The following is a 16,120-nucleotide window of genomic DNA, read 5'->3' as shown; positions in this document are numbered from 1 at the left end:
TGCCATGTCGCGGCCTGCATGCCGCCCGGCGTGCGCACACACGGCGGGCCGTGCGGCGCCTGGGCGGTCACCAGGGCTGGCACCTGCAGTGCAAGCACCGTGCCAGTCGGGCACAGAAGCTGCATCGCTGACCCCACCATGACCCAGTCCCCTGCCGCCGCCGCGCCTGCGACGCCTGCCTCGACCGACCCCTGCGTGCCGCAGCAGGTGGTCAAGGTGCGCCGCGACTACAACGGCTGGGTGGCGACGGAAACCCTGGAGGACTACGCCCTGCGCTATACGCCGCAGCGCTTTCGGCGCTGGTCCGCGTGGCGGGTGGCGAACACCGCCTTCGGCGCGGCCTCGTTCCTGATCCTGGAGGCCGTGGGCGCCACGCTGCTGGTGCAGTACGGCTGGGCGAATGCCTTCTGGGCCATCGTGGCCACCGGCCTGATCATCTTTGCGGCGGGCCTGCCCATCAGCGTCTACGCGGCGCGCTACGGGGTGGACATGGACCTGCTGACGCGCGGCGCGGGCTTTGGCTACATCGGCTCGACCATCACCTCGCTGATCTACGCCACCTTCACCTTCATCTTCTTCGCGCTGGAGGCGGCCGTGATGGCCTACGCGCTGGAGCTGGCGCTGGACATCCCGCCGGCCTGGGGCTACCTGATCTGCGCCCTGGTGGTGATTCCGCTGGTCACGCACGGGGTGTCCATGATCAGCCGGCTGCAGATGTGGACCCAGCCACTGTGGCTGCTGATGCTGGTCGTGCCCTTTGTCTACGTGCTGCTGCGCAATCCTGGTGCGTTTGCGCAGGTGGTGCACTACGGTGGTGAGTCGGGCGCGGGTGCGCATTTTTCATTGCCTCTTTTTGGTGCGGCGCTGACCGTGGGCATTGCCCTGATCACCCAGATGGGGGAGCAGGCCGACTACCTGCGCTTCATGCCGGCGCGCGCGCAGACCACGCGGCTGCGCTGGTGGTCCGGCGTGCTGCTGGGCGGGCCGGGCTGGGTGGCGCTGGGCGTGGCCAAGATGCTGGGCGGGGCGCTGCTGGCCTATCTGGCGATCTCGCACTCCGTGCCGGCCAGCCATGCGGTCGATCCCAACCAGATGTACCTGGCGGCGTATGAGTACGTGTTCCCGCACTACGGCTGGGCGGTGGCGGCCACGGCGCTGTTCGTGGTGATCTCGCAGCTCAAGATCAATGTGACCAATGCCTATGCGGGCTCGCTGGCCTGGTCCAACTTCTTCTCGCGCCTCACGCACAGCCACCCCGGGCGCGTGGTCTGGGTGGTGTTCAACACGTTGATCGCCTTCATGCTGATGGAGATGAACGTGTTCCGCGCCCTGGGCGAGGTGCTGGGCCTGTACTCCAACATCGCCATCGCCTGGATCATGGCCGTGGTGGCCGACCTGGTCATCAACAAGCCGCTGGGCTGGTCGCCCCGGGGCATTGAATTCAAGCGTGCCCACCTGTACGACATCAACCCCGTGGGTGTGGGGGCCATGGGCCTGGCCTCGGGGCTGTCGATCGCAGCCCACTTGGGCGTGTTCGGGCCGCTGGCCCAGGCGTTCTCGGCCCTGATCGCCATGGTGGTGGCCCTGGTCGCCGCACCGCTGATCGCCTGGGCCACGCGCGGGCGCTACTACCTGGCGCGCACGGCCACGCTGCCGGCCCAGGCCTGCACCGGGTGCACGGGCTGCCGCGCGGTCCCCCAGGCCCAGGCCGTGCACACCTTGCGCTGCACCGTGTGCGAGCGCGACTACGAAGTGCCGGACATGGCCCACTGCCCGGCCTATGGCGGCCACATCTGTTCGCTGTGCTGCACCCTGGATGCGCGCTGCGGCGACCTGTGCAAGCCCCAGGCGCATTGGGGCGTGCAGTGGCGCGCCGCGCTGCGCTGGCTGCTGCCGGAGCAGCTGTGGCGGCTGTTCGACAAGGGCCTGGGGCACTTTCTGCTGCTGATGCTGGTGATTGCCCCGCTGCTGGCGGCGGTGCTGGGCCTGCTCTACCACCAGGAGCTGCAGACCCTGCAGCGCACCGCCATGACGCCGGCCGCACTGCAGGCGGCACAGGCGGCGCTGGGTTCGGCCATGCTTAAGGCCTACCTGGGCCTGCTGCTGATTGCTGGCATCGTGGCCTGGTGGCTGGTGCTGGCGCACCAGAGCCGCCGCGTGGCGCAGGAAGAGTCCAACCGCCAGACCGGCCTGCTGGTGCGCGAAATCGCCCTGCACCAGCAGACCGATGCCGCGCTGCAAAGCGCCCGCAAAGCCGCCGAAGAGGCGCGTGCCGTGGCCGAGGCGGCACGCGAAACCGCCGACCACGCCAACCAGGCCAAGAGCCGCTACCTCAGCGCCATCAGCCACGAGCTGCGCACGCCGCTCAACAGCATCCTGGGCTATGCCCAGCTCATGGGGGCCGATGACAGCGTGCCCCCGCACCGCCAGCACGCGGTGCAGGTGATCCGGCGTGGCGGCGAGCACCTGCTGTCGCTGATCGAGGGCACGCTGGACGTGGCGCGCATCGAATCGGGCAAGCTGGCCCTGCAGGTGGCGCCCATGCACTTTGCCGAAGGCATGCAGGCCCTGGCCGATCTGTTCGCCCTGCAGGCCCAGGCCAAGGGCCTGGCCTTCCACTACGAGGTGCAGGGGCGGCTGCCCGCCGTGGTGCGGGCCGACGAAAAGCGGCTGCGCCAGATCGTCATCAACCTGTTGGGCAATGCGCTGAAGTTCACGCAGCAGGGCCACGTCACCCTGCAGGTGCAGCATGCGCGGCAGATGGCCATCGTGCGCGTGATCGACACCGGCCCGGGCCTGGGGCCCGAGGAGCAGGCGCGCATCTTCGAGCCCTTCGAGCGCGGCCAGGCCGCCACGGCGGCGGGCGGTGCCGGCCTGGGCCTGACCATGGCCAAGATGCTGACCGAACTGATGGGCGGCGTGCTGACCCTGCACAGCGCACCGGGCCAGGGCGCGGTGTTCGAGGTGCGGCTGTTCCTGCCCTCGGTCGAGGGCGTGGCGCCCGCCGTCGCGCCGCTGCAGCGCATGCCCGTGGGCTATGCTGGGCCGCGTCGGCGGGTGCTGGTGGTGGACAACGAGGAGGCCGACCGCGGCGTGCTGCGGCAGCTGCTGGCGCCGCTGGGCTTTGAGGTGCAGCAGGCCGACAGCGGCCACGCGGCCCTGGCCTGGGTGGCGGGCGGCTGGGTGCCCGATGCCGTCTTCATGGACCTGGCCATGCCCGGCATCGACGGCTGGGAAACGCTGCGCCGCCTGCGGGCGCTGCAGGCCGGCGACATTGCCTGCGCCGTGGTCTCTGCCAATGCCTTTGACCGCGAGCTGCCCAACGACGTGGGCATTGCGCCGCAGGACTTCCTGGTCAAGCCCGTGCGCCACAGCGAGCTGCTGCACTGGCTGGCCCAGCGCCTGGACCTGGTGTGGCACTACGCCCTAGAAGCAAAACCCACCGCAACGCCTGTACAGCGGGCGCAAGATGCTATGCAATTCAATAGCAAAGAACCTGCGGGCGATGGCCTGCACGTCGCTGCGGTCCCGGCCGCAGTCCCGGCCGAGGCCCTGGCGCCGCTGTGCCAGGCGCTGCAACTGGGCTATGTGCGCGGCGTGCGCCAGGCCCTGGCGCAGCTGGAGCAGGCGTACCCCGCGCAGGCGGCGCTGTGGACGCAGTGGCGCGGCCTGGTGCAGCAGTTCGACATGGACGGCCTGGCGCGCGCGGTGGCGCAGCAGCAGGCGACGGACGTGGGGCAGCCATGAACGCGCCGGACGTGGTGCTGATCGTGGACGACGTGCCCGACAACCTGTCGGTGCTGCATGACGCGCTGGACGAGGCGGGCTACACCGTCCTGGTGGCCACGCATGGTGAGAAGGCCTTGCAGCGCGCCGTGCAGGCCCAGCCGGACATCATCTTGCTGGATGCGCTGATGCCGGGCATGGACGGTTTCGAGGTGGCGCGCCGCCTCAAGGCCGATGCGCAGACCGCGGCCATCCCGGTGGTGTTCATGACCGGGCTGACCGAGACCGAGCACCTGGTGGCCGCCCTGGCCGCCGGCGGCGTGGACTATGTGACCAAGCCCCTGAAGCCCGCCGAGGTGCTGGCCCGCATGCAGGTGCACCTGGGCACCGCCCGGCGCGCCCGCAGCCAGGCGCAGCAGGCCCTGCAGGCGCGCAGTGCGCTGGATGCCTTTGGCTATGCCAGCATGACGGTGCGCGTGGCGGACGGCCGCATCCTGTGGCAGACCGCGCTGGCGCGGCGCCTGTTGCTGGCCTATGGCGACAGCCCCGGCGACGCCGGCAGCGCCACCGTGGGCGAGACCCTGCGCCACTGGATGGCGCGGCAGCTGGACGGGGTGCTGCAGGGGCTGGCCGAGCCGCCCCGCTGGGTGCTGGTGGCCCCGCAGCCCGTGGCCGGCAGCGACCGGCGCCTGGTGCTGCACCTGCACCCGCCGATGGAAGAGGGGCAGGGTGGCGAGCTGCTGGTGGTGATGCGCGAGGAGTCGGGCAGCGCCGCGGCCCAGCTGCTGCGCGAGGCCTTTGCGCTGACGGCCAAGGAGGCCGAGGTGCTGTTCTGGGTGGCGCAGGGCAAGATCAACCGCGACATTGCCGACATCGTGGGCAGCAGCCCGGCGACGGTGAAAAAGCACCTGGAGCGCATCCACGCCAAGCTGGGCGTGGAAACGCGCACAGCCGCCGCGGCCCTGGCCCTGGGGCGGCTGCGCCAGGGTGGATGAGCGGCGCAGGGCGTACGCCATCCGGCGTATAGGCGCGGTGGCGGGTCATCCCTAGCATGGACTCCATCAACCCACCGAGAGGAGTTCTCACCATGCCACGCCGTTTCACCCTGAAGACCCTGGCCGCTGCCGCAACCGTTGCCGGCATGGGCTTTACCGCACTGTCCGCCCAGGCGGCCGACACCATCAAGGTGGGTGTGCTGCACGCCCTGTCGGGCACCATGGCGATTTCGGAGACCGCCCTCAAGGACATGGCCTTGATGACCATCGAGGACATCAACGCCAAGGGTGGCGTGCTGGGCAAGAAGCTGGAGCCCGTGGTGATCGACACTGCCTCCAACTGGCCGCTGGCGGCAGAGAAGGCCAAGCAGCTGATCAGCCAGGACAAGGTGGCCGTGACCTTCGGCTGCTGGACCTCGGTGTGCCGCAAGTCGGTGCTGCCGGTCTATGAGGAAAACAACGCCCTGCTGTTCTACCCCGTGCAGTACGAGGGCGAGGAACTGTCCAAGAACGTGTTCTACACCGGTGCGGCGCCCAACCAGCAGGCCATTCCCGCCGTGGAATACCTGATGGGCGAGGACGGCGGCAGCGCCAAGCGCTGGGTGCTGCTGGGTACCGACTACGTCTACCCGCGCACGGCCAACAAGATCCTGCGTGCCTTCCTGAAGAAGAAGGGCGTGGCCGACAAGGACATCATGGAGGCCTACACCCCGTTTGGCCACAGCGACTACCAGACCATCGTGGCCGACATCAAGAAGTTCGCTGCGGGGGGCAAGACGGCCGTGATCTCCACCATCAACGGCGACTCCAACGTGCCCTTCTACAAGGAACTGGGCAACGCCGGCATCAAGGCCACCGAGGTGCCCGTGGTGGCCTTCTCGGTCGGCGAGGAAGAGCTGCGCGGCCTGGATCCCAAGCCCCTGGTCGGCCACCTGGCCTCGTGGAACTACTTCATGAGCGTCAAGAACCCCACCAACGACGCCTGGATCAAGCAGTGGAGCGCCTATGCCAAGGCCAAGAACCTGCCCGGCCAGTCCACCAAGCCGCTGACCAACGACCCCATGGAAGCCACCTACGTCGGCATCCACATGTGGAAGCAGGCCGTGGAAAAGGCCAAGTCCCTGGAGGTGAACAAGGTGATCGCCGCCATGGCCGGCCAGACCTTCAAGGCGCCCAGCGGCTTCACGCTGACCATGGATGCCAAGAACCACCACCTGCACAAGCCGGTGCTGATCGGTGAGATCAAGGCCGATGGCCAGTTCAACGTGGTCTGGAAGACCAAGGAACCCATCAAGGCCCAGCCTTGGAGCCCCTTCATCGACGGCAACGACAAGAAGAAGGACGAGCCCGAGAAGAAGTGAGGGGACACGCGTGCGGCCGCAGCGCGGTCGCACCGGTGAACCGCACCTCGACCCGAAGGCCCGTCCCCACCGGACGGGCCTTTTGCTGATTGGATGACCTATGCTTTTTCCCCTCTTGCGCACCTTCCGGCCCTGGCTGGGCGCAGCGCTGGCCTGCACGGCCCTGTGGCAGGCCCCGGCCCAGGCGTTGACGGCCGAGCAGGCGCTGGCCATGGCCGATGGCGACAACAACCGCCGCATTGCCGCCATGCAGGAGGCCGCGGCCACGGGCGATGCCGCCCGCACGGCCGACTTCCTGCAGGCCCTGCGCGACGGTGAGGTGCAGTTCACCGGCGCGCAGGCCTTCATCGTGCGCGGGGGCGAAGCCCGCGACCCCGTGACGGGCCAGGCCGTGCCGCTGCCCGAGGGGGCGAGCGACGCCAGCACCAACAACCGCCTGCGCCGCGAGATCGGCAACGCCCTGGCCGCACTGAACCTGCTGGTGGGCAACGACGCCGAGCGCTTGGAAGCGGCCCAGGCCATGCTGCAGGGCGCGACGCCCGAGCGCCTGCCGCTGCTCGACAAGGCCCTGGCGCGCGAGCAGCAGGCGGACGTTAAGGCCGCGCTGGCGCTGGCGAAATCTGCGGCCCTGCTGGGCAGCCCGCAGGCCGAGCAGCGCATCGACGCTGCGGCCCTGCTGGCGCGCCACGCCACGCCGGCCACGCGTCTGCTGCTCAACGAGCAACTGGCCCAGGAGCAGGACGCCCAGGTGCAGGCGGCGCTCAAGCGCGCCCTGGCCGAGGTCAAGGACCAGCTGGCCTGGGGCGAACGCCTGGGCGTGGCCTTCACCGGCATCAGCCTGGGCTCCATCTTGCTGCTGGTGGCCCTTGGCCTGGCCATCACCTACGGCCTGATGGGCGTGATCAACATGGCCCACGGCGAGCTGATGATGATCGGCGCCTACGCCACCTATGTGGTGCAGGGCGTGTTTCGCAGCTACCTGCCCGATTTCTTTGACTGGTACCTGCTGGCAGCCCTGCCCGTGGCCTTCCTGGCCTCGGCCCTGGTGGGCGCGGTGATGGAGCGTGGCGTGCTGCGCTTTCTGTACGGCCGCCCGCTGGAGACCCTGCTGGCCACCTGGGGCATCTCCCTGGTGCTGATGCAGCTGGTGCGCTCCACCTTCGGCGCGCAGAACGTGGCCGTGGAAAACCCGGTGTGGATGAGCGGCGGCTGGCAGCTGCTGCCCAACCTGACCCTGCCTTTCAACCGCCTGATCATCATCGCCTTTGCTTTCGCCGTGCTGGCGGGCGTGGCCTACCTGATTGCACGCACCCGCCTGGGCCTGTTCGTGCGCGGGGTCACGCAGAACCGCCCGATTGCGGCTTGCATGGGCGTGAACACGGCGCGCGTGGACACGCTGGCGTTTGCCCTGGGCAGTGGCATTGCCGGCCTGGCCGGCTGCGCGCTGAGCCAGGTGGGCAACGTCGGCCCCGACCTGGGGCAGAGCTACATCGTGGACTCCTTCATGGTGGTGGTGCTGGGCGGCGTGGGCCAGCTGGCGGGCACGGTGTATGCCGCGCTGGGGCTGGGCATTCTGAACAAGTTCCTCGAAGGCTGGACCGGCGCGGTGCTGGCCAAGATCGCGGTGCTGGTGTTCATCATCGCCTTCATCCAGAAGCGGCCCCAGGGCATCTTCGCGATGAAGGGGCGGAGCGCGGAATGACCCTGAATCAATCCCCTGTGCGGCTACGCCGCTTCCCCTTTCTCTCGCTGCGCGGGAAAGGGGACGACAGCCTCGCTGCGGGGCGGCCCTTGCGGGCTGTCTGCCGCGAAAACTGGCTTTTTTCCTTGCTGGGTGCGGGAGCTAAGTAATGACAAGTTCTGTTTTGAAATCGAGCGTGTTCGTGCCTGTGGAGCTGCCGACACGCCAACCGCTGCTCACCAAGGCCGGCTGGTCGGCCTTCATGCTGGCGCTGGTCGTGGTCTGTGCCGTGGCCCCGGTGCTGAATCTGTGGGTGGGCGAGGGCAGCGTGTTCCACCTGTCCGACTACGCGGTGCGCCTGCTGGGCAAGATCATGTGCTACGCCATCTGCGCGCTGGCCATGGACCTGATCTGGGGCTACACCGGCATTCTCAGTTTGGGCCATGGCCTGTTCTTTGCGCTGGGTGGCTACGTCATGGGCATGTACCTGAGCCGCCAGTCCGTGGGCGCCGAGGAACTGCCCGCCTTCATGGTGTTTCTGGCCTGGAAGGAGCTGCCCTGGTTCTGGGCGCTGTCGGACAGTTTCATCGCCACCTTTATCCTGATCTTCGCGGTGCCCGGCGTGGTGGCCTTCGTGTTTGGCTGGTTTGCCTTTCGCTCGCGCATCAAGGGTGTGTATTTCTCCATCATCACGCAGGCGCTGACCTATGCGGCCATGCTGCTGTTCTTTCGCAATGAAACCGGCTTTGGCGGCAACAACGGCTTCACGGACTTCAAGCAAATCCTCGGCATGCCGCTGGCCACGCAGGAGATGCGCATGGCTCTGTTCGTGCTGACGGGCTGCACCCTGCTGGGCTGCTTTCTGCTGGCGCGCTGGCTGGTGCGCAGCAAGTTTGGCCGCGTGCTGCAAGCGATTCGCGATGCAGAAAGCCGCGTGATGTTCTCGGGCTATGCGCCGCTGCCGTACAAGCTGACCATCTGGGTCATCAGCGCCATGATGTGTGGTGTCGCAGGCGCTTTGTACGTGCCGCAGGTGGGCATCATCAACCCGGTGGAAATGTCGGCCGCCAGCTCCATCGAGATTGCCGTGTGGACGGCCGTGGGCGGGCGCGGCAGCCTGATCGGCCCCATCGTCGGCGCGTTTGCCGTGAATGGCGCCAAGAGCTGGCTCACCGTGGCAGCGCCGGAGTTCTGGCTGTATTTTCTGGGCGCTCTGTTCATCGCCGTGACACTGTGGATGCCCCAGGGCATCGTCGGCGTGGTGCGCAAGCTGCGCAGCAAGTTCGGATCGAAGCAAGAAGGAGGTGCGGCATGACCCCGGACCTGATGGAGGCGGGCGCGGTCCGCATGCGTGCCGCGGCTGAAAAAGCCGCACAAAACATCGGTTCAGGTGGCCGCAGCGCCAGCATGGCGCGCATCGCGACGCCAGGCGAAGTCGATGTGACCCATGGCCGCATCCTGTACCTGGAAGATGTGCACGTCAGCTTCGACGGCTTCAAGGCCATCAACGGCCTGAACCTGGACATTGCGCCGGGTGAGCTGCGCTGCATCATCGGCCCCAATGGCGCAGGCAAGACAACGATGATGGACATCATCACCGGCAAGACCCGGCCGGACAAAGGCTCGGTGTTCTTCGGCTCCACCATCGACCTGCTGCGCCACAACGAGCCGCAGATCGCCCAGCTGGGCATTGGCCGCAAGTTCCAGAAGCCCACGGTGTTCGAACAGCTGACGGTGTTCGAGAACCTGGAGCTGGCGCTCAAGACGCACAAGGGCGTCAAGCACTCCATGTTCTTCCGGCTCGACAGCGCGCAAAGCGACCGGCTGGCCGACATCCTGCACACCATCCACCTGGCCAGCGAAGTCCACCGCCAGGCCGGCGTGCTCAGCCACGGCCAGAAGCAGTGGCTGGAGATCGGCATGCTGCTGATGCAGGAGCCCAAGCTGCTGCTGCTCGACGAACCCGTGGCCGGAATGACCGATGACGAAACCGCGCGCACGGCCGAGCTGTTCCTGACCCTCAAGGGCCAGCACTCGTTGATGGTGGTGGAGCACGACATGTCCTTCATCGCCACCATCAGCGAGAAGGTCACCGTGCTGTGCGACGGCAGCGTGCTGGCCGAAGGCACGCTGGCCCAGGTGCAGGCCGATGAGCGCGTGATCGAGGTCTATCTGGGTCGCTAGCGCTATGCACACAAGCCTGGATACGTCATTGCCAAGCCAAATCGCAGTGCAGCGACTGTCTGCAGTGCAGCGCAGCGACGGTCTGCGGCGTGGCACCTCGTCTCCACCGCAGCGCGATGCGGTGCTGGCGGGCCTGCATAGCTGGGGGGCAATGAAGATGGATAGCTGTTAGCGCTTGTAGTAAGAGGTTTTCAAATGTTTTTTGCTTTGAAAGCCTCTGAATACCAGCGCAAGCAGCTATGAAAATTGAAACAGCAGCTCTCGAAATAAGAGCTGCTTGCGCAGGATTGATCTGCGTTGGAGGCCAAAAATGCTCAAAGTTCAAAACCTGCACCAGTACTACGGCGGCTCGCACATCCTGCGCGATGTGAGCGTGCAGGCCGAGCCCGGCCAGATCACCGTGCTGCTGGGGCGCAACGGCGTGGGCAAGACCACGCTGCTCAAGAGCCTGATGGGGCTGGTGCCCATCCGCAGCGGCACCATCACCTGGAACGGCCAGCCCATCCAGGGGCTGACACCCTACGAGCGCGCACGCGCCGGCATCGGTTTTGTGCCCCAGGGGCGCGAGATCTTTGGCCGCTTGACGGTGGAGGACAACCTGCGCATGGGCCTGGCCTACCAAAGTGGCCGCACGCCGATCCCGCAGGACTTGTACACGCTGTTCCCGGTGCTCCAGCAGATGCTGCAGCGCCGCGGGGGCGACCTGTCCGGCGGCCAGCAGCAGCAGCTGGCGATTGCCCGCGCCCTGGCGCCGGCGCCGGGCCTGCTGATCCTGGACGAGCCGACCGAAGGCATCCAGCCCAGCATCATCAAGGACATTGGCCGCGTGATCCGCATGCTGGCCAAGGAGCGCGGCATGGCCGTGCTGCTGTGCGAGCAGTACGTTGATTTTGCCTTAGAGCTTGCGGACCATGTCGTTGTCATGGAGCGAGGGGAAATCAAATACTCCGCTCAATTTCGGGATGTTTTGGTAGATGAGGTTAAGGTGATGGTTTCTGTATAAGTTGCTGATTTTTATGATTTTTTTGCTACTAATTTTTCATATTTTTTGATGTTGATTCTTGTGCTTGAGATGAAGCGAGAGAAAACGGCTTGCATTCACTGATGATTTTTTGGGATGCTGGACTTATCCATGCTGCACCCCCAAATTGCACCCCCTGTGAGTGATGATTTGCACCCCTTACTTACTGACTTTGGTACGATGCTGCACCCCTTGACATTGGTATGGAGTGCTAAGCAGCATGAGTAAGAAAGTTCTGAATACGAAGTCAATCGAAGCGATCAAGCTAGAGCCAACACAGAAAGAGCTTGATGTTTACGACGCGCAGCAGAGCAACCTAGTGTTGCGAGTACGCCCAGCCAAGCCGGGGGGCTACAGCTACGCTTGGCTCTTCAGATACAGCAAAGCTGGTCGACGGCGCAAAATCAACTTGGGTGCATACCCAGCGGTGTCAGTTGCTGCTGCGCGTGAAGCTGTGCGAAGACATCTTGAGCAATTGGAACTTGGCATTGATCCCAGAGCCGCAGCTTTGGTTGAAAAAGCGACATTCACTCCAAAAACAGTCGGTGAATTATTTGCTTACTGGTTTGAAGAAAAAATAAAAAATAATCGTAAAGAAAAATCAGTTAATCAATGTGCTCAGATATTTCGAGATCATATTTTTGAAGACAAAGCATTTATTGATTTTCCATTGTCTCAATTAAAACCAAAAGTTATTGAAAAACTTATTAATACAATTAATGCAAAAGGAAAAAAAAGAACTACAGCACTTGCAATACAATTGATGAAGTTAATGTTTAGATGGGCAACATTTCATAATTATATTGAAAGAGACCCTATTTATGAATATTCTGCGAAAATTTGGGTGAAATTATATAGTAGAGATCGTTATTTGAGAGAAAGTGAATTAATTTTATTATTTAAGGGGATGCGTCAAGCCAGAATAGATCCGCAATTTGTTCATGCAATTTCATTAATATTGGCTACATCGAATAGATCCACTGAAACAGTTTTAATTGAAAAGCGGCATATCCATCTTGATGACGGATATTTAATAATACCTAAAGATAATCAAAAAGAAACTAATGCCAAACCTCGTGATCATATAGTTTTTCTATCTGATTTTTCTAAAAAACATATCAAAGAGTTGTTGTTGCTATCTGGAGACTCAAGGTATTTAATACCCCATTTACGAAGTAAAAATAATTTTTCTGATAAACCAATCAGCAGTAAGACATTGATGCAGCAATTAGCTAGAAACGACGGTGAATCTAATCACGCTGTATCAGGGTTTATGAAAATGCCTTTTGGTAAAATAACCATTCATGACTTGAGGCGCACAGGATCAACAATATTATCAGAGTTAAATGTTAATCCATATGTTATTACATTAATGCAGAATCACAAAATTTCTGATAAAATAATAAGTACATATCAAGCAGGTAAACTTCTTCAATTAAGAAAAGAGGCGACGAATTTGCTCGGTGAAGTACTTGAGAAGTGTGAAGCACAAGCACTGCATGAGTTGCGAACACAGCCCCATGAGTATCGAGTTCCTTGGTCTCGTAATTCCAGCGAAACAGAAAGAATTATTCTTTCTGATTGTGCTTAGTCATGAAAAAGGATTTGCTTTTTGATTAGCAATAAGCTCTGCTGCTCGGCGCTTTGCCTCACTGATTGAGCCAGCATATCCAGCTTGACCAAATCCTTCTCCATCGCGTTCAGCATCGTAAGACCACGTGCCTGGTGCATCAGGGTCTTGCCACACATAGGCAGTGCAGTTGCCGTAGTTGGCTTTGCACACGCCAGATTTTTCATCCGGGTTCCAACCATTTGCGTTGAGGCGCTTCAATACCGCAGATGTGTGGTCAGCTGGTACGGTTGCTTCACTGAACTCAATTTTCGAGATGCCTGCGGCGCCTTTGCGGGTGCATTCTGCGAACGTTAGCTGGATATCGTTGCGTGCTTGGGCTGCAATCGCCTTAGTAATACGTTCGCGGTGGTTTACCCGATAGCCACGCTCATCCTGGCAGTGTTCCCAGTATGCAATTAGGCAGCGAGATGGGCGCACCCCACAGATTTCAACTTGATTTCCGGAAACTGCTGCAATAGCGTCCGCGAGCCGGCGCATATGGGGCCCACTTTTGCGTGCATTTTCTACTTCCAGCCACAGCCATGTTCCGTCGGGTGAGCGTGCAAGGCCGTCAGGCAGCTTGGCGAGGATGCCAACTCTGCGTCGAATTTCGGCTTCCGGCATTACTGCATAGCCTAGCTTGAAAAGCTCGCATAGAACGCCGTGAGCAAGTATGTCGTGTTTCCATGTAGTCGACGGGGTCCACTCCTTGCCGACTGTTTGCCCAATACTTTTGCCGCTGACGGCATGGATATCATATTCGGCTAGTAAGCGTACTCCAGCAGCAGCCAATACAAGCGCTTGTCCGGCGCCCTCGGGCAGTCGCCGTGCCAGCACGAGTTGGCGGCTAATAAGGCTGCGAGCAAGACGCGATCCGGCTTCTAATGACGTCGCCGTGTGAGGCTTCATCAGTGTGCCTAGCGAAGTAATTCGAAGCCAGCCGAATAAGTGAATGAAGCGCAGGGCTGCAACGTCCTTACGAAGGCGAATTTCATGGTTTTGCATACCTTGTATAGCGCGAAAACCTAGCGTTTTCGCGTGTGTTAGCAACTTCTTTGAGTTGCTAACACACAAACCCTCCGGCACTTCCGACGTGGAGACGTCGGAGAGCCTGCGCAGGCTGGGTCGGTTTTTGCAAAAACCTCCTTGCCGCCCTTGCCCTTCTCGCCGTGCTTTCAGCTCGGCTACAGCGCCATCCTACGGTGGCTTGTGGGCGCTCCAGCGGCCTACGGCCCGCCCTTCGGGCGCCACTTCGCGGGCTGGCAGGCGGCTTCCTCATGTCACCCAACCCGGGCGGGTTAGGTGCCACCGCCGACCCTCCCCCAACAATCCGCAAGCGGCTTGCTGTGGCCCCCTTAGAGGGTCGTCTTTCGTAAGCCACCTGCCAGCTCACTGCGTATGCTGGAGCGCGGGCTTTGCCCCCAAAAAGCTTTTTGGCAGCACTCGGCTAAAGCCTCGGCATCGCTGCCAAAAACTTTTCGGCTCCCCCACCAGCGGCCCGCTGGACCCGGGGCTAGCGCCCCCACTTCCCCGGCTCCGCGCCGACCCTTCGCTGCGCTTCGAGATCGTCGCCGCGTCCCGTGAAAGCGGCTCCCCCGCCGGCGGCCGCCGGCTCCAACTCACTTCACAGCCCCCTTGAGCGCTGTTTCCAACTCGGGCAAAGCTTGGGCCAGCTTTTCGTGCGCAGTCACTAGCACTTGCTTCGCCGCCGGGCTGGTAGGCGCCACACGCACAAGACGCTCAACCACCTGCGGAAGCCACTGCGGGCGATTGGTAGCCTGAGTGAGCAGCACATCTTGCATGCCTACTGAACTGCCAGCCAGTATCTCGGGCTTAGAAAAGATGCCCGTACCTTGGACGCCGACATGCAAAATAGCCTCTGGCTTTTTTCCTGGGCAGGTGCGCTGGTAAACCACGGCTGCATAGCCTGCGATCTTGCCAGGTTCGGGTGGCAGCATTTGCGGATTTGCCGCATCTCCACCAAGCGCACGTTCTTCCCAGGTGCGCTCCCATGGGACCACTACTCCGTCAAATTGGCACTTACTCTCATCACGCATGAAGTGGCGCTTGTAAGGCATGGCTGTGACTACGTTCAAGGATGGCTCAATCGAGACACTTCTCTCCAGCTTTGGAAAGTATTTGATAGTGAAGCCTTCTTCCGCAGCATGCATGGCCAAAAACACCAGATCAGCAGCGCACCCGCTGATCAGCACAGAGCCTGCCACGATGCTGCCCAAAACACGCTTTTTCATTCCATTTACTCGTCGTAGTCCTTATTAGGGAAATGTAACATTTCGCAAATTCTGATGGAAGTAACTAAAAGTGGGTAAGCCTGTTGCAGACGATAGAGAGTGTCTTTAAATACATCCAACGCTTGGTAGAAAAAGCGTTAGTAGCTCATTTTTTTAATGGCGATTGAGTAGGTTGTTTGACCTCAAAGCTGTCTTGTTGCCAGACCTTGCTGTCGCTCGTCGCTGTACGGGCACCTTGTTCTCAACTTTGTTTACGTAAAAAAGCCCGGGCGATGAGCCCGGGCAAGAGAGGTGAGGAGGAAACATGACGAATTGAGACCTGCAAAGCTGGACACATACCTCTAACAAATGCAGTCCTCATCTATGTATAGCTCGCGCAGTACCGGATGATTGGCCTCTAATGCAAAAATATTTTTGAACAATATCTTCCTGCTGGCGAGGGAGTTTTCTGACTGAAGCTCTAAGCGTTTTGTAATTCTGGCGGTTATGTCATGTGGAGTTGCTTATACCTCTATGGACGATGTCGATATCAATACCGTATCGGTACTGTATCGATATTGTTTAGATATCAATGGTGATATCGATATCAACCCGATTAGGAGACCTCATATGACCGCCCGTTTAGTAACACAAGAAATTGTTTTTGCAGCAGCCAACAAGCTGCTAGCCGAAGGAAAGCGACCGTCTCAACGCGCTGTTTTGAATGAAATAGGCTTTGGCAGCATGACCACGGTGTCACCGCTATTGAGAGAATGGCGTAATAACGCGCTGGATATTGCTGCTACCAGTCAACCATTGCCTGCTGGTCTGCTTCGTGAGTTGGACCTACTACGGCGCAACACTGACAAAGCGATCCGTGAAGAATGCGCGGCAGACCTTGAAGATGTGAGGGACAGCGAGCAACTACTGATTCAAGAAAATGAGCAGCTAATTGCGCAAGTCGCTGCTATACAAGCCGAACTGCAAGCAGCGCGGGAAGACGCCACCACAGCTCAAGCCCAACTGACGCAAATTCACACTGACCATGCTGCGCTGAAGTTAGAACTTAATAGCGAACGTGCAACCGTGGCGGAGTTGCGGATTGAGCTTGCTAAGGCATCATTGCGGATTGATGAGACCATGCCCCGCTTGATGCAAGAACTCGTCGAGTGCCGTGAGCAGTTGAATCTGGCTCGCAAAGCACAGACGGATGCAGAGCTTAAAGCAGCCGTCTCCAGGGAGCGCGTCAGCGGGCTTGAGCAGCGTTTGGTAGATTTGCAAGTTAGCTAAAAACTAGCACGCGATTGGG

The 16,120-nt window shown here is 61.4% G+C and carries 11 protein-coding genes; 9 read left to right on the top strand and 2 right to left on the bottom strand.

The genetic code is table 11. From position 1 onward, the window contains the following. Positions 1–138: 138 nt before the first annotated feature. From KAQ61_RS12940 to KAQ61_RS12905, 8 genes are all read left to right on the top strand, one after another. On the top strand, positions 139–3,747 hold the full coding sequence (locus tag KAQ61_RS12940; protein ID WP_210929433.1) for a hybrid sensor histidine kinase/response regulator: 3,609 nt from the start codon (positions 139–141) through the stop codon (positions 3,745–3,747). After that, entirely contained in the window at positions 3,744–4,721 is a 978-nt protein-coding gene (locus tag KAQ61_RS12935; protein WP_210929432.1) for a response regulator, read from the top strand. Before KAQ61_RS12940 ends, KAQ61_RS12935 begins: the two co-directional genes overlap by 4 nt. 92 nt (positions 4,722–4,813) lie before the next feature. Further along, positions 4,814–6,082 (top strand): urea ABC transporter substrate-binding protein, encoded by a 1,269-nt coding sequence (gene urtA / locus KAQ61_RS12930; RefSeq protein WP_043380954.1) that lies wholly within the window; start codon positions 4,814–4,816, stop codon positions 6,080–6,082. A 100-nt stretch (positions 6,083–6,182) separates the two neighbouring features. Further along, positions 6,183–7,784: an urea ABC transporter permease subunit UrtB gene (gene urtB, locus KAQ61_RS12925; RefSeq protein ID WP_210929431.1), complete on the top strand. Its 1,602-nt coding sequence runs from the start codon at positions 6,183–6,185 to the stop codon at positions 7,782–7,784. 148 nt (positions 7,785–7,932) lie between these two features. Then, on the top strand, positions 7,933–9,078 hold the full coding sequence (gene urtC, locus KAQ61_RS12920) for an urea ABC transporter permease subunit UrtC (RefSeq protein WP_210929430.1): 1,146 nt from the start codon (positions 7,933–7,935) through the stop codon (positions 9,076–9,078). Further along, positions 9,075–9,947 (top strand): urea ABC transporter ATP-binding protein UrtD, encoded by an 873-nt coding sequence (urtD, locus tag KAQ61_RS12915; RefSeq protein ID WP_210929429.1) that lies wholly within the window; start codon positions 9,075–9,077, stop codon positions 9,945–9,947. The genes urtC and urtD overlap by 4 nt, the downstream gene beginning before the upstream one ends. Before the next feature lie 310 nt (positions 9,948–10,257). Continuing rightward, the gene (urtE, locus tag KAQ61_RS12910) at positions 10,258–10,950 is read left to right on the top strand and encodes an urea ABC transporter ATP-binding subunit UrtE (RefSeq protein WP_210929428.1); all 693 of its coding nucleotides are present in this window, start codon (positions 10,258–10,260) and stop codon (positions 10,948–10,950) included. Between the two features lie 238 nt (positions 10,951–11,188). Beyond that, a complete protein-coding gene (locus KAQ61_RS12905) occupies positions 11,189–12,559 on the top strand; it encodes a tyrosine-type recombinase/integrase (protein ID WP_210929427.1) in 1,371 nt (456 codons plus the stop codon). Here KAQ61_RS12905 and KAQ61_RS12900 read toward each other — a convergent pair whose 3' ends face one another. Both KAQ61_RS12900 and KAQ61_RS12895 read right to left on the bottom strand, forming a co-directional pair. Next, entirely contained in the window at positions 12,560–13,585 is a 1,026-nt protein-coding gene (locus KAQ61_RS12900) for a hypothetical protein (RefSeq protein ID WP_210929426.1), read from the bottom strand. It abuts the gene before it with no gap. Positions 13,586–14,199: 614 nt separating this feature from the next. Next, entirely contained in the window at positions 14,200–14,832 is a 633-nt protein-coding gene (locus KAQ61_RS12895; protein ID WP_210929425.1) for a hypothetical protein, read from the bottom strand. Between the two features lie 513 nt (positions 14,833–15,345). Here KAQ61_RS12895 and KAQ61_RS12890 point away from each other — a divergent pair. After that, complete coding sequence (locus tag KAQ61_RS12890; RefSeq protein WP_210929424.1) at positions 15,346–16,101, top strand: DNA-binding protein; 756 nt, start codon at positions 15,346–15,348, stop codon at positions 16,099–16,101. Positions 16,102–16,120: the final 19 nt, after the last annotated feature.

This window comes from Comamonas aquatica (assembly GCF_018064205.1).
Classification (GTDB): Bacteria; Pseudomonadota; Gammaproteobacteria; order Burkholderiales; family Burkholderiaceae_C; genus Comamonas; species Comamonas aquatica.
Note: the sequence above shows the minus strand (reverse complement) of the source record. Positions and strands in the feature narration are given on the sequence as shown.

Bases quoted from the DNA above. Each gene is read 5' to 3' on its own strand.
- KAQ61_RS12940 (WP_210929433.1), top strand. From the start codon at position 139: ATGACCCAGTCCCCTGCCGCCGCCGCGCCTGCGACGCCTGCCTCGACC.
- KAQ61_RS12935 (WP_210929432.1), top strand. From the start codon at position 3,744: ATGAACGCGCCGGACGTGGTGCTGATCGTGGACGACGTGCCCGACAAC.
- urtA (WP_043380954.1), top strand. From the start codon at position 4,814: ATGCCACGCCGTTTCACCCTGAAGACCCTGGCCGCTGCCGCAACCGTT.
- urtB (WP_210929431.1), top strand. From the start codon at position 6,183: ATGCTTTTTCCCCTCTTGCGCACCTTCCGGCCCTGGCTGGGCGCAGCG.
- urtC (WP_210929430.1), top strand. From the start codon at position 7,933: ATGACAAGTTCTGTTTTGAAATCGAGCGTGTTCGTGCCTGTGGAGCTG.
- urtD (WP_210929429.1), top strand. From the start codon at position 9,075: ATGACCCCGGACCTGATGGAGGCGGGCGCGGTCCGCATGCGTGCCGCG.
- urtE (WP_210929428.1), top strand. From the start codon at position 10,258: ATGCTCAAAGTTCAAAACCTGCACCAGTACTACGGCGGCTCGCACATC.
- KAQ61_RS12905 (WP_210929427.1), top strand. From the start codon at position 11,189: ATGAGTAAGAAAGTTCTGAATACGAAGTCAATCGAAGCGATCAAGCTA.
- KAQ61_RS12900 (WP_210929426.1), bottom strand. From the start codon at position 13,585: ATGCAAAACCATGAAATTCGCCTTCGTAAGGACGTTGCAGCCCTGCGC.
- KAQ61_RS12895 (WP_210929425.1), bottom strand. From the start codon at position 14,832: ATGAAAAAGCGTGTTTTGGGCAGCATCGTGGCAGGCTCTGTGCTGATC.
- KAQ61_RS12890 (WP_210929424.1), top strand. From the start codon at position 15,346: ATGGACGATGTCGATATCAATACCGTATCGGTACTGTATCGATATTGT.